The following is a 21,475-nucleotide window of genomic DNA, read 5'->3' on the forward strand; positions in this document are numbered from 1 at the left end:
ATGGCTTCCAAGCTCACGCGCGCCGACCGCGCCATCGTCCGACTGGCCGACGGCACTGTCAAACAGCAAAACCTCCTGACGGGCACAGAGGTGTGGACCGTTCCGGGCCGCGGCAACCGGCCCCTGACCGCCCCGCACGCGGACCACAACCCCATCGACCACGAGGCCGACGGGCACCACTGCGCGTTCTGCTCGGGACGCTACCTCGAAACCCCTCCCGAAAAGTCGCGCCTCGTGCGCCACGAGGACGGGTCCTGGGAACAGCTGGACGCCCTGGGTGCCGACCAGCTGACCGACACGGTTGCGCAGTTCCGACGCATCCCGAACCTGTTCGAGATCGTCTCCTACAACTACTGGCACCTCAACCACGGCCACGTCCCCTCCGAGGCGGACCGACGCCGCATGGCCCACTACCTGGCCTCGGACGCGGGATACGAGCACGTCATGAACGTCGTGCGCGCCCGCATGCTGGCCTCGGGCATGAGCGAGGGCGAGTTCACCGCCACCAGCGAAACCGCGCGCCTGCAGGCCGCCAACGGCTTCTTCTCCGGCGGCCACGACCTCATCATCGGCAGGCGCCACTACGTCGACGGTGCCACCGAGGCCCACCAGCTGGCCGGGTCGGGCACCCTCACCCCCGAGGAGCACGCGCAGTACACGGCCTACACGGCCCGCTCGATGCGCGACCTCTACGACCTCGACCCCGCCGTGCGCTACGTCGCCACCTTCCAGAACTGGCTGCGCCCCGCCGGCGCGTCCTTCGACCACCTCCACAAGCAGCTCGTCGCCATCGACGACCTGTCCGTGCAAACCGAGGCCGAGTTGGAACGCCTGCGCGCCCAGCCCGACATCTACGACCAGATCTTCACGGTCGCGGCCACGCGCAAGCTCCTCATCGCGCAGAACGAGCACGCCGTCGCCCTGGCCGGTTTCGGGCACCGCTTCCCCGGCATCGCGATCTGGCCCCTCGGACGGGCCGCCAACCCGTGGGAGGTCAGTCCCGAGGCCATGCGAGGCATCTCGGACATCCTCCACGCCGCGCACGCCGCAACCGGCGTCGAGGTGCCCGCGAACGAAGAGTGGTACCACCGCCCGCCCACGGTCTCCACCCCCATGCGCTGGCGCATCCTGCTCAAGTGGCGCATCTCGACCCTGGCTGGCTTCGAGGGCGGCACGCGTATCTACCTCAACACGATCGACCCGTGGAAGGTCGTCGAACGCACCGTGCCGCGCCTCCTCGAACTACGCGAAGCGGGCCTCATCGCCCCCATGCGGATCGGGGAGGAATGCAAAGTCAGCCCCGCAATGCTGCGAGGCTGACTCGACTCGTGGGGGCGCGGCGGGGCTACTCCTCGTCGCCCGGATCGTCGTCGCCCGTCTCATCCGAGGGCGCCTGATCCTGCCCTGCGTTGGACGCGCCGGGATCGGTTCCCGCGTCGGCGGCAGGAGTCTGCGAGGGGGTGGGTGCAGGCGCGGCCAGCGCCGAGGACCACGTGGCCAGCCAGGCATCAAGCGCATCCAGTGAGCCCACCGTCTCGTCAGCGACGACTGCTTCGCCCGTGATACCCATGAGCCAACTGGCCTTCGTGTCGGCCGCGAGCGCACCATCAATCGGATACGCGGCACCCGTCGTCGCCAACGAACGCTGAGCGCTTTCCCCCTGCAGCCAAGCAATCAGCGACTCCGCGCCATCAGAAGCCGACGACCCCGTCGCCGCCGCGTACATGATGCGGGCAATGCACGTCGACGAAATCGGCGTGCCGTAAGAGTCCGCACCCGTGTTCGTCGCGGCCGCGGCAGCCAGCGAGCGCGGCGCCACAACCAGCGGATACGCGCCCGACGTTCCCGCGGAGGCACCCACGACCTCGGACAAGTACCCATCGGACACGTGCGCGCCAGCGGTCCACGCGCCCACCGTCGCTCCCAGCGACGGGTCCACACGCGGGTTCAGAGACTGCGCGAACGACCCCAAGCCCTCGCCCGTCTGCGCGGCCGCCTCCTGCACGAACGCGCGACCCACCGACGACGAGGCCGGGTCCGGGACCGCGAGCAGCGCGCGGATACGCGGCGACGTCAGATCACCAAACGAGGTCGGCAACGGACGCCCATTCGCGCTCATCCACGACTTGTCGGCGATGACGCAGACATCATCGCGGCCGTAGGCGACCGCGCCAGCCGCGCCCTCCACCGCCGTACCCGACAGCGTCACCGTATCTTGCGGCGCGACAGTCGCAATCGCGCCCGACGCGCTCGCCTGCAACGCGTCCGCGCCATCGAGACCCAGAACAACGTCCGCGTTCGTCTTCGCGAGCTCATCCACACTGTCCACCGGCACAGCCGCCACCGTAAAACCGGTCGCCTTCGTAAACTCCTGAGCCGTCTCCATCGGCAGCTGCGCGCCACCCACGAGAGCGACCGTCACCGTGCCCGAACCGCTACGCGGGGTCGGCGCATCAATCGTGCCGTGCCCCGCCGCGCTCGACGACGCGCGCGCACTCTGGCCAGGCACAATCGGCGACGCAAACGGATCCCGAGGCGCACTCGAGGACACGGACGGCGAACAAGCCGCCACCGTCGTCGCCGCAACAGCGAGGGCCGACAACGCAAAAACAGAGCGGGCGCGAGCCATGAGGAATCCTTCTGACGGGGACACTACCGTTCAAGCATAGGGCAGCACGCCCGTGGCCCTCGCGCAAGAGCCCCGCGTGGGGCATCATGGAAGCACGCGCACGCGCGAAGGGACAACCACCCCCCACGCCAGGAGGCAACCATGGACTCAGCCACCATCGAAAAGGTCGCCACGACCGTCGTCATCGCCGGAGCGGCCTTCGCCGCCTCCAAGCTCTTCGAAGCCGGCTGGAAGATCGCAACCGGCCGACCGATTCCCGCCGAGGACGCCGACGACGTCACCATGGCCTCGCTGGTCCTCTTCGCAGCCTCCTCCGCCGCCATCGCGGCCGTCGCCCAGCGCTACGCCTACAAGGGCTCCCAGAAGTGGCTCGCCCCCAAGCTCGAAGCGCGCTTCGGCATCCCCCAGCTCGAGGCCTGAGCCCCACACACCGAGGCCCCTGCCTCGTCACCTGCCCTGTTGCTCACACGAGCGGCAGGAAGGGCCCCAGGTCCGTGCGCTCACCCGAAGCGCTCACCGCAGACCCTGCCACGGCCTCGTCCCACGTGAGGAGCCCGCACGCGAGCGACAGCCACGTGCGCGGATCAGTCTCCACGACGGCGGGCGGAGTGCCACGCCGGTGAGTCGTCCCCGGCAGGATCTGCACCGCGCCCGCGGGAGGCACACGCACCTCGACCGCGCGCCCCGGATGCAAGACGCCAAGCTCCTCGAGAGTGAAGCGGACCGCCGTCAACACGACCGCACGCGACGGCTCCTCGCCGCGCCCCACCGCGTCGCGCCACGAGCGCAGCGCCACCATTCCCTCACCCGGGTCAATCCGTCGTTTCGCCATACCCCGATTCTACGCGGCGCGACCACGCCCACCCCGGGCGTGCAATCCGACCACTTTGTCAGGCACAATGGTTGTGTCCAACTTCCAACGAGAGGCCCCACGTGAGTGACACCGCTTCCCTGATCACACTGCGTTCGATCCTCGACCTCGAGATCGCGCGCAGCTACCAGTGGGACGCTGCCACCATCATCGCCATCTCCGGCGTCGACCGCGCCGGAGACCTCACCACCCGCATCGTCGAAGTTCCCGGCTCACTCTCAGACATCGCCGCCGAAGGCTTCTCGCCCCACTCCGCCGCCGGGCACGCCCTCTCCCACGAACTCCACGACGCCATCCAACGCCGCGTGCGCCTGTGGATCGCCAACATCCCCACGGAGAATCTCCCACGGCTACGCGATGCCCTCGGCGCCGACATCATCCACGAGGCCGGAGTGGCGCGCGACGGCTACACGCCTGTCGCCATGTCCCCCCTCGAGCTCCTCGAACACTGGGCATCCGGCAGCGACGAACAGCGCGAGTTCATGCGCGTCGCCATGGCCGGACTCGACACGCTGACGACCTCCTCGCACGCGACGCACGCCTCGCGAGCCGTCGGCGCCTCCATCATCGAACGCGCCGGCTTCCTCAAGCTGTGCCGCAACCCCAAATTCATCGCCTACGTCGTCGTCCTCGTCTACTCCATGGCCCGCGCCGTCCCCGTCATGTACGTGCCGCACTTCCGGGGCGACTGGCGCATCCTGTGGGCCATCGACATGATCACCGCCATCCCCTACACGTGGGGGCTCATCGAAATGGTCGCCGGCCAAAAGCTCTGGCACCGCATCGTCGGCGCGGCCACCGCGGCCGTCACCTTCCTCGCTCCCTACGTGTACTTCCTTATGTACGGGCGCCACGCTCCCCCGGGCGTCTGGACCGCCATCGCCTGCATCTTCTTCGGCGGGATCTTCCTCGAAGTCTTCCGTTACCGGCGCGACCGCGCCGTCAAGAAAGGCCTCGCGGAGCAACTGTAGGTGCGCGAGCGGGCTGCAGCCCGCTGGCGTTCCGGGCGACCGGGGCCCCGATCGCCCGCTACAACCACCCGACCACGGCCTCGCCCCCGGGCATCGCACACCCCGCCCCGGCCTCGTCGCCGTCGCGGCGACAACCCCGCCTGCACGACAACGGATCCGCCAAGAACAAACGTCCCCCGAGCGCGAGGCCCGGGGGACGTTCGTATTCGTTCGTGACGAGGAGATTACTTGTCCTCGCCGGTCGCCGTGCGAATGAAGCCCGCGATCATGAACCAGCCGCCGCCCACCCAGAACAGAATCAGAGTCCACAGGGGCTGCACCGGGTAGACGACCACCAGGTACGCGCACGCGACAATCCACGCGGCCGCGCCGATGATGTTGGGGATCTGGAAGCGCTTCACGCGCGCCGGGTGCGTGTAATGCAGCGGAACCAGCGTCATAATCGCAAGGAAAATCGTCGCCGCAATATTCACCCACGCGGGAGTCTGAAGCACGTACATGACGATCGCCACGCAGTTCCACGCCGCCGGGAAGCCCACGAAGTAGTTATCGTTCGACTTCTCTCCATCGTTTGCGTAGCAGAACACGGAGGAAACGATGATGACGACCATCATGATGACCGGGACGGGCTTGGGGCCAAACGGCAGGTACATCGCCATGAACAAGGCCGGCAGGAACGTCCACGTCAGGTAGTCGACGAGGTTGTCGACGACGCCGCCATCGAACCAGGGGATCACCTGACGAACGCCGACCTTGCGGGCCAGGGTGCCGTCGACGCCGTCCACGATGAGCGCGATGGCGAACCACAGCCACATCATCGGGATGTTATTGTCGAGCATCGCGAAGAGCGCGAGCGTCGCCCACGCGAGTCCGGAGATAGTGAACGCGTGCACCGCCCACGCGGCGATCACACGGCCCAGGCTGGGTTTGCTGGCAGCCTCCGACGAGGCCGGGGCCTGCTCAGTTGCAGCAGCCTGCTCAGTTGCAGTGGGGACGTTTTGCTCAGGCACGGACAGCTCCTGTCGTGGCGGATAATTTCCGCCCCTCAGTATGCCAAAGATTGACGAGCTTTTAGTAGGACTTCGACCATATGGCATGGCTTCGGAGCGTTGTCACAGATCTGCCGCGCGTCGTCCCCATGCACCGCGACTGCAAATTGATGACACTTCGAATCGGTCCTGGCCGGTCCTTGATGAGGTCGTGCTTATGTTTGCATACTCGGGGAGTGTTCCTGCCCAGTCATTGGCGTGCGCACGGGCGTGGCGACCGTCGCACCCACCCGGACCTAGCCAGAGTATGCTCGCTTGCGTGCACCCGGGTCAGATAGGTGGTGGCCCCAGCCCTTCAATGCGCACGTGGGCCCGCTAATCCGCACGTGGGCCCGCTAATCCGCACGTGGGCCCGCTAATCCGCACGTGGGCCCGCTAATCCGCACGTGGGCCCGCTAATCCGCACGTGGGCCCGTTGATATGCACGTGGGCACCGCCGCCCAGGCGCATACCTAGCGGTTTACGTGCGCATCAAGGGGTTAACACGCATGTCGAGGGGTTCACGTGCGAACAACACGCCACGCCGGGCCGCTCCGGTACAAAACTCTCCCTGCTCACCCGCCCTCGGCGCATGTCCGGTACAAAACTCTCCCTGCTCACCCGAAATGGCCCAATATGGCGCAATCTACGCATGCAGGGAGAGTTTTGTACCGTTTTCACCACCAAGAACCCAAGCAGGGAGAACTTTGTACCGAACACCAGGCAGAAACGGGGCTAGCCACAACAGCACACCACGTACCACCGGCACGAAGGGCACCCGAGGAACCACAGGGCCCCGCCGCGGGCGGGCGGGCGGGTGGTTGGCAGGGCCAGCACGGGTTGGCAGGGCTATCGCCAGCCAAATTCCGCACATAATTTCCCCCGGTCATTTTTTGAGACCACCCGAAAACGTTGCAATTCCAACGACGCAAATTCAATATTTGAACAAGCTACTGGGGAATTACGTGCGAAATTGCTGAGACTACGCCAAGATCACCCCAACCACATTTCGCATGCAATTCCCCCACAGCACGAACCAACGCAAGCCCAAAAACCGCGGAATATCAACGATTAGATTTCAATACCTGAAATAGACTCAGGAGAATTGCATGCGACATTAATGATTGAGCGCCGGAGGGACGTGCCGCGGTGCCGGTGGGCGGCGGCGGAGCCAGGCCGGGCTTCGAGACGAGGTACAAGGACACGTCAGCACTCCGGGCACCACTGGTGTGGAGGGCACCGGAGGGACCAAACGGCCGGGACGCGGTGCCGGTGGGCGGCGGCGGGGCCTGGCCGGACAACGAGCCGACGCGCCGAGCGAAGCTCTCAGCGCGGACGACTCGCGGGCGGGCCGCCGCCCACCGGCACACACAGCGGCCGGGCCCGACGGCACCCGGAACACCCATGGGGCCACAAGCAACAACACGCAGCAATAAACTGCGGGCGAGCAGGCCCCGCGGCGGCCAGAAATCAGGCGGGTGAAGCAACGCCGGAAATCAGATGATGCCCGGAACACCAGCGGCGTCACAAGCAACAAACATGCAGGCGCCGACGGACAACAGACAAAACACAGCACAGGGGGCGCGAGCCCGCAGGCCCGCGCCCCCTGACGCGACTACTCAGACGCGAGTGCTCAGAAGTACTTGCGTCCGGTCTCGCTCAGCTCGCGCAGCTCGTCGATCGAGGCGATCCAGCCGCAGCCCTCACCTTCGGCGGCGAGCAGGTCCACGCCACTGATCGCGAGCATGTCGCCGCCCGTGGTGCCGATGCGCACGGCGTCCACGCCCTCGGCCTCGGCGGCCGCGAACACGGCCTTGACGGCCGCCTCGGGCACCGCGACGAAGGCGCGGGCCTGGGACTCGGACAGGAGCATCTCGTGGTCGCCGACGCAGTCGCGGCGGGCAGCCCCGGCCACGTCGAAGACGCCACCAATACCGAAGCGCAGCGCGGAATCCACGAGGGCCTGCACGAGGCCGCCGTTGGACAGGTCGTGAGCGGCGCGCACGAGGGGTGGGCCGTCCGGGCCATCGGCGGCGCTCAGCGCGCGCACGACGTTACCGAGGGCGACCTCTGCCTTCAGGTCGACCTCGGGCGGCAGGCCACCGAGGTGCGAGCGGGCGATGCGCGCCCACGCGGACCCGTCGAACTCCTCGCGGGTGGTGCCCAGGAGGATGACGGCAAGGCCCTCTTCGGTAAAGCCGGAGGGGTTGGCGCGCGTGACGTCGGGGAGGATGCCGAGCATGCCGATAACGGGCGTCGGGTTGATCGACGAGTTCGGCAGGCCCTTCTCGGTGCCGGACGAGTTGTACAGCGACACATTGCCGCCGGTCACGGGGATCTCGAGCTCGATGCAGCCGTCCGCGAGCGCGGTCATGGCGGTGACCAGCTGCCACATGGCGTCCGTGTCTTCGGGGTTGCCGAAGTTCAGGCAGTCCGTGATGGCGACGGGTTCGGCGCCGACGACGGCGACGTTACGGTAGGACTCGGCGAGGGCCTGGCGGGCTCCCGCTGCCGGGTCGAGCTTGGTGTACCAGCCGTTGGCGTCGGTCGACAGGGCGACGCCGAGGCCGCTTTCCTCGTCGATGCGGATGACGCCCGCATCGTCGGGCTGGGCGAGGGCGGTGTTGCCCTGGACGTAGCGGTCGTACTGGTCGGTGACCCACGCCTTGGAGGCCTGGTTGACGTCGGAGAGCACGGCGCGCACGTCGGCGATGAGCTCCTCGCGCGTGGCGGGACGCGCAAGGTCCTCGGAGGTGGCGGCCTGCAGCTCATCCTGCCACGCGGGGCGCGCGTAGGGGCGGTCGTAGACGGGGCCCTCGTGGGCGACGGTCTTCGGGTCGACGTCGACGATGCGGTGGCCGTGGTGGTCGATGGTCAGGCGGCCGTCGCCGGTCAGGTGGCCGATAACCGCGGCCTCGACGTCCCACTTGTCGATGATCTCGAAGAAGCGCTCGCGATCCTGCGGGGTCACGATCGCCATCATGCGTTCCTGGGACTCGCTCATGAGGATCTCGCCCGCGGTGAGCGTGGGGTCGCGCAGGAGCACGTTCTCGAGGTCGACGTGCATGCCGGAGTCGCCGTTGGAGGCCAGCTCCGAGGTCGCGCACGAGATGCCCGCGGCGCCGAGGTCCTGGATGCCCTGGACGACATCGGCCTCGAACAGGTCGAGGCAGCATTCGATGAGGACCTTCTCCATGAAGGGGTCGCCCACCTGGACGGAGGGACGCTTGGCGGGCATGCCGTCTTCGAAGGTCTCGGAGGCGAGGATGGACGCGCCGCCGATGCCGTCGCCGCCGGTGCGCGCGCCGAAGAGGACGACGAGGTTGCCTTCGCCGGTCGCGTTGGCCAGGTGGATGTCATCGTGGCGCAGCTTGCCGATGCACAGCGCGTTCACGAGGGGGTTGCCCTGGTAGGAGGGGTCAAACTCGGTTTCGCCGCCGATGTTGGGCAGGCCCAGGCAGTTGCCGTAGCCGCCGACGCCGGAGACGACGCCGTGGACGACGCGCGCCGTGTCGGGGTGGTCGACGGCGCCGAAGCGCAGCTGGTCCATGACGGCGATCGGGCGGGCGCCCATGGAGATGATGTCGCGGACGATGCCGCCCACGCCGGTGGCCGCGCCCTGGTAGGGCTCGACGAAGGACGGGTGGTTGTGGGACTCCACCTTGAAGGTGACGGCCCAGCCGCCGCCGATGTCGACGACGCCGGCGTTCTGGCCCATGCCGACGAGGAGGTTCTTCCTCATGGCGTCGGTCGTGCGCGCGCCGAACTGTTCGGCGAGGTGCTTCTTGGAGGACTTGTAGGAGCAGTGCTCGGACCACATGACGGAGTACATGGCGAGCTCGGCGTTGGTGGGTCGGCGTCCGAGGATGTCGCAGATGCGCTGGTATTCGTCCTCTTTGAGGCCGAGTTCCTTCCAGGGCATGTCCTGGTCGGGGGTCGCGGCGGCGTTTTCGACGGTGTCGGGCAGCTCGCGGGTGTTTTCGGAGGTCATTCGTGTTTCCATTCGAAAGGTCTGGGACGAGGCCGGGGCTCCCTCACGGGTGAGGGCGCGGTGGCGTCGTCAGCCGACGAGGGATGCGAGGACGGAACGGAAGATGCCCAGGCCGTCAGTGCCGCCGTGGTGGCTGGCGCCGTCGGGGCCGAGGGAGAGCGGGCCGAAGCCGGCTTCGGTCGCGTGCTCGGGGTGGGGCATGAGGCCGACGACGTTGCCCGCGGCGTTGGTGACGCCCGCGATGTCGTTGGCGCTTCCATTGGGGTTGAAGTCGACGTAGCGGAACACGACGCGGCCTTCGCCCTCGAGTCGTTCGAGCTCAGCGGGGGAGGCCTGGAAGTTGCCTTCGCCGTTCTTGAGGGGCACGGTGATGGTGTCGCCGGCGCTGTAGGTGCGCGTCCACGCGGTGTCCGCATTCTCGATGCGCAGCACCTGGTCGCGGCACAGGAACTTCTGGTGGTCGTTGCGGATGAGCGCGCCGGGCAGCAGGTGCGACTCGCACAGGACCTGGAAGCCGTTGCAGATGCCCAGGACGGGCAGGCCTCGTCCGGCTTCGCGCACGATTTCGCTCATGACGGGGGCAGTTGCGGCGATCGCACCGCAGCGCAGGTAGTCGCCGTAGGAGAAGCCGCCGGGGATCACGACCGCGTCGACGCCGTGCAGGTCGGCGTCCTTGTGCCACAGGGACACGGCCTCGGCGCCAGCGATCTCCACCGCACGGGCGGCGTCGCGGTCATCGAGGGTGCCCGGGAAGGTGACGACTCCGATGCGGGTCACTGCGCGCCTCCCGCGTAACGGGCGTCGGCCTCGTCGATGGCCTCGACGCGCACGACGTCCTCGATGATCGGGTTGGACAGGACCTCTTCGGCGGCCTTGCGGGCCTGCTCCAGGAGCTCGTCGGTGACGGGACCGTCCACGCTCAGGTGGAAGCACTTACCCTGGCGCACGGCCTCGAAGCTCGTGATTCCGAGCCTGGGCAGCGCCGAACCGACAGCCTTACCCTGGGGATCCAGGATCTCCGGCTTCGGCATCACTTCCACGATGATTCGCCCCACGGCGTTCCTCCTTGTGTTGTTGGTGAGGATCCCGCCGCGCATCTTGCCCGGCGGGCAAGTCTGTTTACAGGATGGGGTCCGACCCGGTGAGTCGGCGGTAGGCCTCGACGTAGCGCGCGGCGGTCGCGGCGGCCACGGAGTCGGGCAGCGCGGGCGGGTTGGCGCCCGAGGCGCGGTCCCATCCGGACTGGTCGGAGACCAGCCAGTCGCGCACGTACTGCTTGTCGAAGCTGGGTGTCACCTGGCCCTCCACCCACTGGTCTGCGGGCCAGAAGCGCGAGGAGTCCGGGGTGAGGATCTCGTCGGCGAGCACGAGGGCTCCCGTGGTCACGTCGATACCGAACTCGAACTTGGTGTCCGCGATGATGATGCCGCGCTCGGCAGCGATGTCGCGGGCGGCCTTGTACAGGGCGATGGACAGGTCGCGGATCGCGACCGCGAGCTCCTCGCCGATGCGCTCGGCGGTCTGCTCGAAGGTGATGTTCTCGTCGTGCTCGCCCAGCTCCGCCTTCGCGGCCGGCGTGAAGATCGGCTCCTCGAGGCGCGAGGCCTCGGTCAGGCCCTCGGGCAGAGCGATGCCACACACGGAACCAGACTGGCGGTACTCGGCCAGACCCGAGCCGGTCAGGTAGCCGCGCACGACGCACTCGATGGGGATCATGTGCAGGCTGCGGCACACGACCGCGCGCCCGTCCACCTCGGCAGGAACCGTGAAACGCGTGGGCTGGGCGCCCTCCAGGGCGCGCGAGGCCTCGGCCGGGGCCTTCGTGCCGACGGCCAGCAGGTGGTTTTCCGTGAGGGGACGCAGCTGGCCCATCCACCAGATGGCGAGCTGGTTGAGGACCGCACCCTTGCCGGGAATCAGCGTCGGCAGGACGTAGTCGTAGGCGCTGATGCGATCCGACGTCACCATGAGCAGCGCCTCCGGGCCTGCCTTTGCGTGGCGGGGGCGTCCCGCCAGGGTGGCGGTCTGCGGCGCGGGGCCGACCACGGCCTCGTCGGGAGCGTAGATGTCGCGAACCTTGCCCGCGCTCAGCGGGGTCCAGCCGTGGAGGGTGGCGGTCATAGTGTTCCTCAGTAGGTTGTCAGTCGAGGGTGACGGTGAGGTCTGCGGGCCACGTCGCGATGTCGCTGCGGTGGTGCTCCCCGTCGAAGTGGATGAGTTCGACGCCGCGGTAGGCGAGCGCGCGGGCCTCGTCGAGCGTGGCCGCGCGGGCGACGACGTCGAGGACTCGGCCACCGGAGTTCACCAGCGCGTAGGTCGGCTCGAAGCCGCAGCATCCGGCCGCGACGTCGGTCGGGTCGTCGGTGATCTCCTCGGAGGTGCCGGCGTGGATGACGTGGACGCCGTCCAGTGCCTCGGCCGCCTCAATGCCGGTGATTTCGTGGCCCGTGTCGGTGGGCCCTGGGTATCCGCCTGAGGCCATGACGACCGTGACGGCGGCGTCGTCGCTCCACACGGGGGCGGGGACCTTCGCCAGGGTGCCGGTCGCGGCCGCGTACAGGATGGGGGCCAGCGGGGAGTCGAGGCGTTCGAGGACCGCCTGGGTCTCCGGGTCGCCGAAACGCACGTTGAATTCGACGACGCGGATGCCCTTCGAGGTCATCGCGAGGCCGCAGTACAGGAGGCCGCGGAAGGGGGTGCCGCGACGCGCCATCTCAGTGATGACGGGCTGGGCGACCTCGTCGACGATGCGCTGCGTGGCCTCTTCGGGGAGCCACGGCAGGGGGCTGTAGGCGCCCATGCCGCCCGTGTTCGGGCCTTCGTTGCCGTCGCCCACGCGCTTGAAGTCCTGCGCGGGCTGCAGGGGCACGACGGTCGCGCCGTCGGCGAAACAGAAGAGGGAGACCTCGGGGCCGTCGAGGTAGTCCTCGATAACGACCGCTCCCCCGTCGCGCGACAGGCAGGCGCGCGCGTGGTTCGAGGCCTGGGCGCGGTCAGTGGTCACGACGACACCCTTGCCGGCGGCGAGCGCGTCATCCTTCACGACGTAGGGGGCACCCAGGTCGTCGAACGCGGCCTCGACCTGGTCCATCGTGGTGCACGTGAAGGCGCGAGCGGTGGCCACGCCAGCATCGGCCATGACCTGCTTCGCGAACGACTTGGAGGCCTCGAGGCGCGCGGCGTCCTTCGTGGGGCCAAAGACGGGGATCCCGTAGTCCAGGACCGCATCCGCGACGCCCGCGACGAGCGGGGCCTCGGGGCCGACGACCACGAGGTCGACATTCTCGGACGTGGCACGGCGCACGACGTCCTTCGGGTCCAGCGGATCCATGGTCAAGGAGCGGCCCAGCTGCTCCAGCGCGGGGTTACCCGCCTGGACGACAAGCGACACGGGATGCTCAGGGGTGGACGTTCGTACAAGCGCACGGGCGATCGCGTGTTCGCGACCTCCGTTACCAACGAGAAGAACCTTCACGCTACCAGCCTATCGGTGTTTGACGGCCACCTGGGCCGCCGTTGGGTTTTATGGGTGCACGTCACAGCGAAAGTGAGACGGGTTAGCGTCCCTCACCACGCGCCGTTCGGGTTGCCGTCGCGTTTGCCGTCCTGGGCATCGCGCTGATTCTGCTGCCGGTCCTTGTTCTGACCCTGCAGCTGCTCCCGGCGCTCCTTCTCCTCCTGGGTCTCGCCCTCGTAGGGGTCCTCGGAGGGGCTGGGGCTGGGCGACGGATCCGTCTGCTGGTCCTGCTGTTGCTGCTGGTCCTGCGATCCGCTCTGCCCCTGAGACTCCTCCTCAGTCTGCTGCTTCTTGTCCCCGACGCGCTCCTTGTTTTCGTCGGCGGGGTTGTTGGATTCACTGCCCGACTGCTGGCCCGACTGTCCACCCGACTGGTTCTGGTCGCCGGACTGGCCGCCTCCACCGGAGGCGGTCTGGCAGGGGGAGATCGTATCCTCGGCCTCCTGGTAGACACTCACCGCGCTAGCGGTCGAGCCCGAGGCGCGCAGCTGGTCGCCCTGAATCTCCAGTCCGATAGCGAGATTGACGCGCACGCGACACTCGTAGGAGAAGGGCTCGAGGCGACCGGGCTGAACCTCGGTGGCCTTAGGCACGAGGTCGAAGGCGGTACGCAGCTCTTCCACGCCCTCGTCCACGCGGTCCTGGCGCACGAGTGTGGTGCCGAGGTTGTAGTGGGCGACCCAGGCCTCGATACCGATACCCGTCCACGTCCGCTGTCCCTCGTAGCCGGCCTGCGCGGCCTCGTACTCCTGGGCGTGCCAGTGCTTCAAGGACGACTCAGACCAGAGCTTCAGGCCGATCAGGTACCCGGCGATCACCAGGGCGATGACGAGAATCGGGATGGAGTACCACAGGGGACGCAGCGCGCGCGGGGAGCGCTGCACTTTCTGCTTGCCGTTGGTGGCCTGGCCGAGCTGCTCACGAACCGAGGAATCGACCGGGCCGCCCGAGAGGGCGCCGAAAGGCAGGAGGTCCTCTTCGGGCAGGTTGTTGTTAGAGGGCATGCGAATTCCTCAGCTGTTGAGCGCGCAGCGCCAGGGTAGCGCCCTCCCACGCGAGGAGTCCCCCGAGCAGGAGCGCGAACGGCCAGATGATGTAACGGTACGTGTCTTTCATGTTGCGCTGTTCGGAGATCTCCGTCGCGCTATCCATGATGGTGCGCGCGTGGGACTCGATCGCCGACTTGTCGGGCGAATGCACGTAGTCGACGCCGATGCGCGATGCGACCGACTGGAGGGCTGCCTCGTCGATCTTCGAGATGGCGACCGGGTTGCCGGGCTGGGACAGGTCGTGGATGTAACCATCATCGCCCGCACTCTGCGACTCGCTGTTTCCCAGGCGCAGCACCTTCATCCGCCCGCCCGCTTCGGTGCCGTAGCCGATGACGAGGCCGCCGTCGGCGTACTCCTTGACGCGGTCCCAGTCCTCCTCGGACCCACTGGGCGCGCTCGACCAGTGATCCTGGTTCGAGGTCTCGCCGTCGGAGAAGATGAAGACGACGCGCAGATTCTGGGGGTGGCGCTCCTTGTTTTTCGCGAGGAGGGCCGCCAGGTCCGCGGCGGGGCGGTTGATCGACGATCCCTGGGAGGATGCGGATAGCTCTCGGTTGAAGCTATCCATGTACGAGGCCACGGCGGAGGCATCGCTCGTCAGCGGCATGTCCGTGTGCACCGAGGAGTCCCACGTGAGGATCGAGAAACGAGAGCCCGCGAGTGAGTTCATGAGGAGGGAAACGTCATTGCGCACGCCGTCAATGCGAGGCTTGTTGCCGTCCCAGTCCTCTGCCGCCATGGAGCCCGTACGGTCGATGACGAGGTAGACCTCGAGCGCCGAGGAGACCTCAACGGCCTCGCCGGGGATCGACGGACCGGCACCCATGACGATGACGGTCAGGACGATGAGCGAGCGGCGGATGATGTCCATGACGCGCTTGCGCGCGGCGCGCCTGGCGGACAGGAACACGAAGGTCGCTGCGATCGCCAGGATGAGGACCAGCAACACCGGGTGGATCACGGGGCGAAAAATCATGTCAGAGCCTCCCGAAAGCAAGCAGACCGAGCAGGGACAGGACACCGACGATGGTCCAGCCGAGGGCGGCGCCCGGGCGGTCAGTTTCCACGAGCTTGCCCGCGGAATCGAGTTCTTCCTTCTGCTCGGATTCAATCTGCCGAACGACGTCATCGACGGCGGAAGGGGACGACGCGTCGTAGAAGTCGCCGCCGGTGGACTTGACCTGGTCCTGCAGCTCCACGCCCTCGTCCTTCATTCCGTACTTCGACCCGGGGTACAGGACCGAGACGGTCACGCCCTGGCTCTTCGCGAATTCGATAGCTTCGGACAGGTTGTAGATGCCCTCGCCGAACACCTCGTTGTCGGTCGCGAGCAGGATCGTGCGCGAACGCTTCTTGTCGGTGTGGTCGAAGCCCAGCACACAGGAGGCGAGGCCATCGCCAACCAGGGACCCGCGCTTCTCATCCGGGTTACCGAGCGTCGGCTTGAGGTAGGCCTCGAGCTCCTTGGTGAAGTAGATCTTGTTACCGATCTGGCTGAAGCCTCGGTCGATTTGTTCGGCCATCTCGGTGAGCACGTCGTCGGCCATCTCGTAGTCGTCGGTGAGCGGGAACATCGTCATCGAGTAGGTGTTCCACAGCTGCAGCGAGATTCGCTCACCGTTGAAGTGCGCGATGATCTGCTTGAAGGCGTCGCCGATCTCCGAGTCGTAGGGAAGCATCGAACCGGAGGCGTCCAGGCACAGGACGATGTCGCGGCTCGCGGACTTGTCGTACTTCGTGTAGCGATCCACGGGCGCGCCAGCCGACACCGACGTCGCGATGACGGCGATGATGAAGCAGACGACCGCCATCGCGAGCGACGAACGGGTACGGCGCACGAGCGCCTGATACTTGGGAAGGTCGCGCAGGAAGCCGGTGTTGGCCACCCAGCCCTTCTTGCCCGAACGCTCGCCAGCTCGGCGGGCGAGCATCCATCCGATGACGGTCGCCGCGACGACGACCAGCAGGACGACGGGAATAAGCCACCCAAACCTCATACGTTCACCGCCTCCACAGCCATGGTCAGAACGCGGGTGACAGCCTCGTGCGAGGGCTGTCCCTGCGGGATGTTGTCACCCGTGAAACTGGGAACTTCACAGGCCTGAAGGATGTCGGCCAAGCCCGGCCACACGGGGACGAGCTCGCGCACCTCGGAAACGGTTGCGACCTCGAGGTCGCGGCCCGTACGCTCCGTGCCGAGCGCACGCATGAGGCCGGCGAGCGCGAGGTGCACGCCGCGCGCGTCCAGGTCGCCGTCGGCGTAGCGGTCCGCGATCTGATCGATGAAGGTCAGGTACTTCTTGCGGCGCGCATCCGTGATCGTCTGCAGCTCCATGACCTCGCCGATGCGCGAGGTCCACCAGCGCCACACGCTGTACAGGATCCACCCGATCACGCCGACGACGATCGCCAGGCCGAGGACCCACATCCAGTTCGGATAGGGGACGGGATCCTGCAGGTATTCTTTGAGGTCACCGGACATGTGCGCCCCTTTCGAGAGCGCGCATGAGGGCGCGCGGCACTTCTTCACTGGACGAGACATCCACGTGGATGACCCCCCTCTTATCAAGCATCTGGGTCACTGCGGCGCGTCGCATCGCCATCACGTTCGCGGCCTCACCCGAGAGCTGGTCGTCGCGCAGCAGGAAGTCGGGCAGCGGCCCCTCGTTCACGTCGACGACGTCCGTTCCCTTGTCCAGGGACGTCGGATCGATGTCGGCCACGCTAATCTGAATGACCTGGTGGCGCACCGACAGCGACTTAATCAGGTCATCGGACACGCGCGTCGGCTCCGGCTGGGTCGCATCCGTGACGATCACGATGAGGCTTCGCCGCTGGGTGACGGTACGGGCGCGCGCCAGGAGCTTGGGCACGTCCGAGTGGGGCGAGGACAGGGTGATGTCCTCCTCGATGCGGCGCATCACCGTCTCCGCGTGCGCGTTGCCCGAGCGGGCAGGCATGAAGCGCACGCGCTCGGAGTCGCCGGCGACGAGGCCAATCTGGTCTCCTCGGGCGACGCTCAGCCATGCGATCGCCTCGCATGCCGTCAGCGCCACCTCTTCCTTCGTCTCCCCAGAAGGGGCCAGCGCGCCCATCTCACGCCCGGTGTCGACGACGAGCATAACCTGCAGGTTAGCTGTCGCCTCGCGTCGCTTAATGACCGGCGATCCCGTGCGCACGGTTGCCGGCCAGTCGATGGCACGCACGTCGTCGCCCGCCTGGTAGGGAGCCAAGTCCATGAACTCCCAGCCGCGTCCGTGCCTCAGCGCCGAGTGCTGGCCGTCCATGATGGACAGCAGCTTGCGCAACACGGGCAGCTGGATGCGCGACGAGAGCGAGTGGATTTCGCGCGAGCGTACAGGCATAGCGTTCCTCTAGAAAGTCGACTGGCGTGTGGGAGCGGGGGTTCTTTACGGAACGGGAACCGCGTTGAACACGGCGTCGATGAGGCCCTCAATGGACACGTTGTCGGCGAGCGCGTCGAAGGTACGGATGATGCGGTGACGCAGGATGCCGTAACGCATCGCCTTAATGTCGTCGGGCATCACGTGATTGCGACCGGACATGAGGGCGATTGCCTGGGAAATCTGCATGAGCGCGATGCCGCCACGCGGCGAGGCGCCGACACGCACGTGGTTGTTCCACCCCGGCAGAGGGTTAGGACCGGCGCCTCGCGTCGTGTTCACAATGTCCACGATGTACGCCTTGAGCGTCTCGTGGACAAACACGCGGCGGGTCGCCTCCTGCAGGGTGCGCACATCGGCGAGCGTGATCGGCGCCGCCGACGACTTCGCCGCAATCTGGCCGTTGTCGATACGCGTCAGAACCTCAAGCTCCTCAACGGGCGTCGGGTAGGTGATGACCTCCTTGAGGAGGAAACGGTCCATCTGCGCCTCGGGCAGCACGTAGGTGCCCTCTTCTTCGATGGGGTTCTGGGTCGCCATGACCATGAAGGGGCTGGGCAGCTTGTGGTTGACACCGCCGATGGTGGTCTGGCGCTCCTGCATGGCCTCCAGCATGGCGGACTGGGTCTTCGCGGACGAACGGTTGATCTCGTCCATGAGGACCATGTTCGCGTGAACGGGACCCAGCTGGGTGACCATCTCACCGCGTTCCTGGCTCCAGATCTGCGAGCCGACGATGTCGTTCGGCATGAGGTCGGGCGTGCACTGGATGCGGTGGAAGGTACCAGAGACCGCGGACGCGAGTGTCTGTGCGGCGGTCGTCTTCGCGAGGCCGGGGACAGATTCGACCAGCACGTGGCCACCCGCGAGCAGCGCGGCGGTCAATGCTCGGCGCAGACCCTCCTGGCCGACGACGGTGTGCTGGAAAATATCGTTCATACGATCGAGCAGCCCCTTGGCGTGGGCCAGCTCTTCGTTGGTCAAGTAGTTGGGCACGGGCTCTCCTTGCGTGCGCGGTCGGATGCAGTCTCAGTGTAGCCGTCTCCGCCGCCGCGCACGCAATCCGGTCAGTTTTCGCGTAGATATCAACGAGCCGCAGAAACGGACACACAAAAGGGGCGAGCCCCGGAGTTTCCTCCGGGGCTCGCCCTCAGATCCGCGCGGATCAGGCCTGCTTCGCGGCGGCAATGCGCTCGCGGAACTTGGCCAGCTGCTCGGTGATGGCAGCGGGGAGCTTATCGCCGAACTGCGAGAAGTACTCCTCGGTGTCGTTCATCTCGGCGGCCCAAGCGTCGGGGTCGATCGCGAAGAGCTTCGCCCAGACGGTCTCGTCGATGTCCAGGCCCTCAAGGTTGAAGTCCTCGAACTTCGGGTAGCGGCCGGTCACGCCGTCGATTGCCTCGACCTCGCCAGCCGCGCGGCGAACGATCCAGTCCAGAACGCGGGAGTTGTCGCCGAATCCGGGCCACATGAAGTTGCCGTCTTCGTCCTTGCGGAACCAGTTGACCTGGTAGACCTTCGGGAACTTCTCGCCCAGCTTGTCCTGCATCTCCAGCCAGTGGCCCCAGTAGTCGGCCATGTTGTAGCCGCAGAAGGGCAGCATGGCGAAGGGGTCGTGGCGCAGCGAACCGGCCTTGACGTCGGTTGCAGCAGCGGTGACCTCAGAGGCCACGGAAGCGCCGATGAACACGCCGTGTGCGGGCTCGTACTGCTCAGCAACCAGCGGAACGTTGGTTGCACGGCGACCACCGAAGAGGATGGCGTCGACCGGAACACCCTCGGGGGCTTCCCAGTCGGGGCAGATGATCGGGCACTGCGAGGCGGGGACGGTGAAGCGGCTGTTCGGGTGAGCAGCCTTCTCGCCGGACTCGGGGGTCCAGTCGTTACCGTGCCAGTCGATCAGGTGGGCGGGAACCTCACCGTCGATGCCTTCCCACCACACGTCACCATCGTCGGTCAGTGCAACGTTGGTGAAGATGGAGTTGGCCTTGCCGGTCTCCATGGCCATGGGGTTGGTCTTGTAGGAGGTTCCCGGTGCAACACCGAAGAAGCCTGCCTCGGGGTTGATGGCGCGCAGGCGGCCATCGGTTCCCGGACGCATCCATGCAATGTCGTCACCCACGGTCTCGACCTTGTAGCCGGGGATGGTGGGCTGGAGCATGGCCAGGTTGGTCTTGCCACATGCGCTGGGGAACGCTGCGGTCACGTGGTACTGCTTGCCGGTGGACTCGCGGGTCAGGCGCAGGACGAGCATGTGCTCTGCCATCCAGCCATCGCGCTTTGCCATGGTCGAAGCGATACGCAGCGCGAAGCACTTCTTGCCCAGCAGTGCGTTGCCGCCGTAACCGGAACCGAAGGACCAGATTTCGTTGGTCTCGGGGAAGTGGGTGATGTACTTCTCGTCGTTGCAGGGCCAGGTGGAATCTTCCTGACCGGGCTCCAGAGGAGCACCGACGGAGTGAACGGCGGGAACCCACACGCGGCCCTCGTTGATGAGGTCCATTGCCTTTGCACCCATGCGGGTCATGATGCGCATGGAGACAACAACGTAAGGAGAGTCGGTGATCTCAACGCCGAGCTGGGAGATGGGGCCACCCAGGGGGCCCATGGAGAAGGGCACCACGTACATGGTGCGACCCTTCATGGCACCCGTGAACTTCTCGTGCAGGGTGGCCTTCATTTCCTTGGGGTCGGCCCAGTGGTTCGTCGGGCCGGCGTCCTCTTCCTTCTCACAGCAGATGAAGGTACGGGACTCAACACGCGCCACGTCGGACGGCTTGGAGCGAGCCAGGAAGGAGTTCGGGCGCTTCTCCTCGTTGAGCTTGGTGAACATGCCACTCTCAACCATCTGAGAGGTCAGGCGATCCCACTCCTCCTGGGAGCCGTCGGAGAACTCGATGGCGTCAGGGGTGGTCAGCTCAGCAATTTCAGCAACCCACTTGATGACATCTTCGGGAGCGTTCGCCGGAGCGGCTGCACGCACGTCCTGTTCGGTCACGGACATTTTGCCTCCTGAGGCATTTCGGATTGTCGAGGCCGCAGTTGCGTCCCCGATTGACAGAATCAATCATGCCGGACCCTTCACCCGCGCTTACGGGCGCTTGGTCCCGGTCACACCACAATCGTAGTCGAACGAGTCACACACCGCCCGGCCGATAGGGACCTTCAACCCACCCTGGGGCCGCCACACTTCACGCCCAACCCAGCCCCGACCTCGTGAATGAGACGGAAGTCGGCCCATCACCGTCCTCCGTGAGATAGACCACCTGATATGGGGTCGCAAATCCATCACTGAACTTGAAGTCTCACCGCCCCATGACCGACGATTACAGGTAGCACAACAGTGCTGCCCACCATTGGAAGGACCGAATACACCATGGGATTCCGAAACAAGACCCAAGGCCCTGACTTTTTTGAAGACTTCACCTCCCAGGCCCGCCAGCTCGTGCAGGCCGTCGAATTCCTGACGCACATCTACGCCGCCTCCCCCGAGGAGCGCATCGCCCTACGCGATCAGCTCCACGAGGTTGAGCACCGCGGCGACGAGCTGAACCACGCGATCGTTCAGCTCATCAACTCCTCGTTCATCACGCCTTTCGACCGCGAGGACCTGCAGTCGCTCGCGTCGCACCTGGATGATTGCCTGGACTTCATCGACGAGGCCGGCGACCTCCTGGTCGTCTACGGCATCGCCGACATCCCCTCCTCCCTGGTCTCCCTGCTCAACGAGCAGATCGCGGTCATCAAGCACTGCGCAGACCTCACTGCCGAGAACATGCCCAAGCTCAAGTCGCCCGTGGACATGCGCGACTACTGGATCGAGATCAACCGCCTCGAAAACGAGGGAGACCTGGCCTACCGCCGCACCCTGACGGCCCTGTTCGACTCGGGCCTCGACCCGGTCACGATCATCAAGCTCAAGGACATCGTCCAGGGCCTCGAGTCCTGCGCCGACGCGTTCGAGGAGCTGGCCAACGTCATCGAGTCCCTCGCACTGAAGGAATCCTGAGCC

At 66.6% G+C, this 21,475-nt stretch carries 19 protein-coding genes; 4 read left to right on the top strand and 15 right to left on the bottom strand.

Annotation, left to right across the window (positions count from 1 at the left end; all coding sequences use genetic code 11):
• A complete protein-coding gene (locus tag HMPREF1478_RS02270) occupies positions 1–1,320 on the top strand; it encodes a DUF4921 family protein (RefSeq protein ID WP_016460464.1) in 1,320 nt (439 codons plus the stop codon).
• 25 nt (positions 1,321–1,345) lie between these two features.
• On the opposite strand, the gene HMPREF1478_RS02275 is transcribed toward HMPREF1478_RS02270, so the two are convergent.
• Positions 1,346–2,629, bottom strand: a complete 1,284-nt coding sequence (locus HMPREF1478_RS02275) for a type 2 periplasmic-binding domain-containing protein (protein ID WP_016460465.1) — start codon at positions 2,627–2,629, stop codon at positions 1,346–1,348.
• A gap of 141 nt (positions 2,630–2,770) precedes the next feature.
• Between HMPREF1478_RS02275 and HMPREF1478_RS02280 the strand changes: the two genes are divergently transcribed.
• Entirely contained in the window at positions 2,771–3,049 is a 279-nt protein-coding gene (locus tag HMPREF1478_RS02280) for a DUF4235 domain-containing protein (protein ID WP_016460466.1), read from the top strand.
• 43 nt (positions 3,050–3,092) lie between these two features.
• Here HMPREF1478_RS02280 and HMPREF1478_RS02285 read toward each other — a convergent pair whose 3' ends face one another.
• Complete coding sequence (locus HMPREF1478_RS02285; RefSeq protein WP_034474833.1) at positions 3,093–3,461, bottom strand: sterol carrier family protein; 369 nt, start codon at positions 3,459–3,461, stop codon at positions 3,093–3,095.
• A gap of 101 nt (positions 3,462–3,562) precedes the next feature.
• Here HMPREF1478_RS02285 and HMPREF1478_RS10680 point away from each other — a divergent pair, with 101 nt between their 5' ends.
• Positions 3,563–4,471 carry a P-II family nitrogen regulator gene (locus tag HMPREF1478_RS10680; protein WP_016460468.1) on the top strand — a complete coding sequence of 303 codons (909 nt, stop codon included), beginning with the start codon at positions 3,563–3,565 and terminating at the stop codon, positions 4,469–4,471.
• Between the two features lie 224 nt (positions 4,472–4,695).
• Here the strand turns inward: HMPREF1478_RS10680 and HMPREF1478_RS02300 are convergent, their stop codons facing one another.
• The 13 genes from HMPREF1478_RS02300 to HMPREF1478_RS02360 all read right to left on the bottom strand — a co-directional run bounded on the left by HMPREF1478_RS02300 (position 4,696) and on the right by HMPREF1478_RS02360 (position 20,467).
• The gene (locus HMPREF1478_RS02300; protein WP_016460469.1) at positions 4,696–5,481 is read right to left on the bottom strand and encodes a CDP-alcohol phosphatidyltransferase family protein; all 786 of its coding nucleotides are present in this window, start codon (positions 5,479–5,481) and stop codon (positions 4,696–4,698) included.
• Between the two features lie 1,651 nt (positions 5,482–7,132).
• Positions 7,133–9,490: a phosphoribosylformylglycinamidine synthase subunit PurL gene (gene purL / locus HMPREF1478_RS02305; protein ID WP_016460470.1), complete on the bottom strand. Its 2,358-nt coding sequence runs from the start codon at positions 9,488–9,490 to the stop codon at positions 7,133–7,135.
• 69 nt (positions 9,491–9,559) lie between these two features.
• Entirely contained in the window at positions 9,560–10,267 is a 708-nt protein-coding gene (gene purQ, locus HMPREF1478_RS02310; protein WP_016460471.1) for a phosphoribosylformylglycinamidine synthase subunit PurQ, read from the bottom strand.
• Positions 10,264–10,545 (bottom strand): phosphoribosylformylglycinamidine synthase subunit PurS, encoded by a 282-nt coding sequence (purS, locus tag HMPREF1478_RS02315; RefSeq protein WP_016460472.1) that lies wholly within the window; start codon positions 10,543–10,545, stop codon positions 10,264–10,266. The genes purQ and purS overlap by 4 nt, the downstream gene beginning before the upstream one ends.
• 64 nt (positions 10,546–10,609) lie before the next feature.
• A complete protein-coding gene (locus HMPREF1478_RS02320) occupies positions 10,610–11,611 on the bottom strand; it encodes a phosphoribosylaminoimidazolesuccinocarboxamide synthase (RefSeq protein ID WP_016460473.1) in 1,002 nt (333 codons plus the stop codon).
• Positions 11,612–11,630: 19 nt separating this feature from the next.
• Entirely contained in the window at positions 11,631–12,965 is a 1,335-nt protein-coding gene (gene purD, locus HMPREF1478_RS02325; RefSeq protein ID WP_034474838.1) for a phosphoribosylamine--glycine ligase, read from the bottom strand.
• A 92-nt stretch (positions 12,966–13,057) separates the two neighbouring features.
• The gene (locus tag HMPREF1478_RS02330) at positions 13,058–14,011 is read right to left on the bottom strand and encodes a hypothetical protein (protein WP_016460475.1); all 954 of its coding nucleotides are present in this window, start codon (positions 14,009–14,011) and stop codon (positions 13,058–13,060) included.
• Positions 14,001–15,035, bottom strand: coding sequence for a vWA domain-containing protein (locus HMPREF1478_RS02335; RefSeq protein ID WP_016460476.1), 1,035 nt, complete (start codon positions 15,033–15,035; stop codon positions 14,001–14,003). Before HMPREF1478_RS02335 ends, HMPREF1478_RS02330 begins: the two co-directional genes overlap by 11 nt.
• A gap of 1 nt (position 15,036) precedes the next feature.
• On the bottom strand, positions 15,037–16,056 hold the full coding sequence (locus HMPREF1478_RS02340) for a vWA domain-containing protein (protein ID WP_016460477.1): 1,020 nt from the start codon (positions 16,054–16,056) through the stop codon (positions 15,037–15,039).
• On the bottom strand, positions 16,053–16,541 hold the full coding sequence (locus tag HMPREF1478_RS02345; protein WP_016460478.1) for a hypothetical protein: 489 nt from the start codon (positions 16,539–16,541) through the stop codon (positions 16,053–16,055). The genes HMPREF1478_RS02340 and HMPREF1478_RS02345 overlap by 4 nt, the downstream gene beginning before the upstream one ends.
• Entirely contained in the window at positions 16,531–17,424 is an 894-nt protein-coding gene (locus HMPREF1478_RS02350; protein ID WP_016460479.1) for a DUF58 domain-containing protein, read from the bottom strand. Before HMPREF1478_RS02350 ends, HMPREF1478_RS02345 begins: the two co-directional genes overlap by 11 nt.
• Before the next feature lie 45 nt (positions 17,425–17,469).
• A complete protein-coding gene (locus HMPREF1478_RS02355; protein ID WP_016460480.1) occupies positions 17,470–18,459 on the bottom strand; it encodes an AAA family ATPase in 990 nt (329 codons plus the stop codon).
• A gap of 169 nt (positions 18,460–18,628) precedes the next feature.
• The gene (locus tag HMPREF1478_RS02360) at positions 18,629–20,467 is read right to left on the bottom strand and encodes a phosphoenolpyruvate carboxykinase (GTP) (protein WP_016460481.1); all 1,839 of its coding nucleotides are present in this window, start codon (positions 20,465–20,467) and stop codon (positions 18,629–18,631) included.
• Positions 20,468–20,839: 372 nt separating this feature from the next.
• Here HMPREF1478_RS02360 and HMPREF1478_RS02365 point away from each other — a divergent pair, with 372 nt between their 5' ends.
• Positions 20,840–21,472, top strand: coding sequence for a DUF47 domain-containing protein (locus HMPREF1478_RS02365; protein WP_034474840.1), 633 nt, complete (start codon positions 20,840–20,842; stop codon positions 21,470–21,472).
• The last annotated feature ends 3 nt before the right edge of the window (positions 21,473–21,475 follow it).

The organism is Actinomyces sp. HPA0247 (genome assembly GCA_000411415.1).
In the GTDB taxonomy this organism is placed as follows: Bacteria; Actinomycetota; Actinomycetes; order Actinomycetales; family Actinomycetaceae; genus Pauljensenia.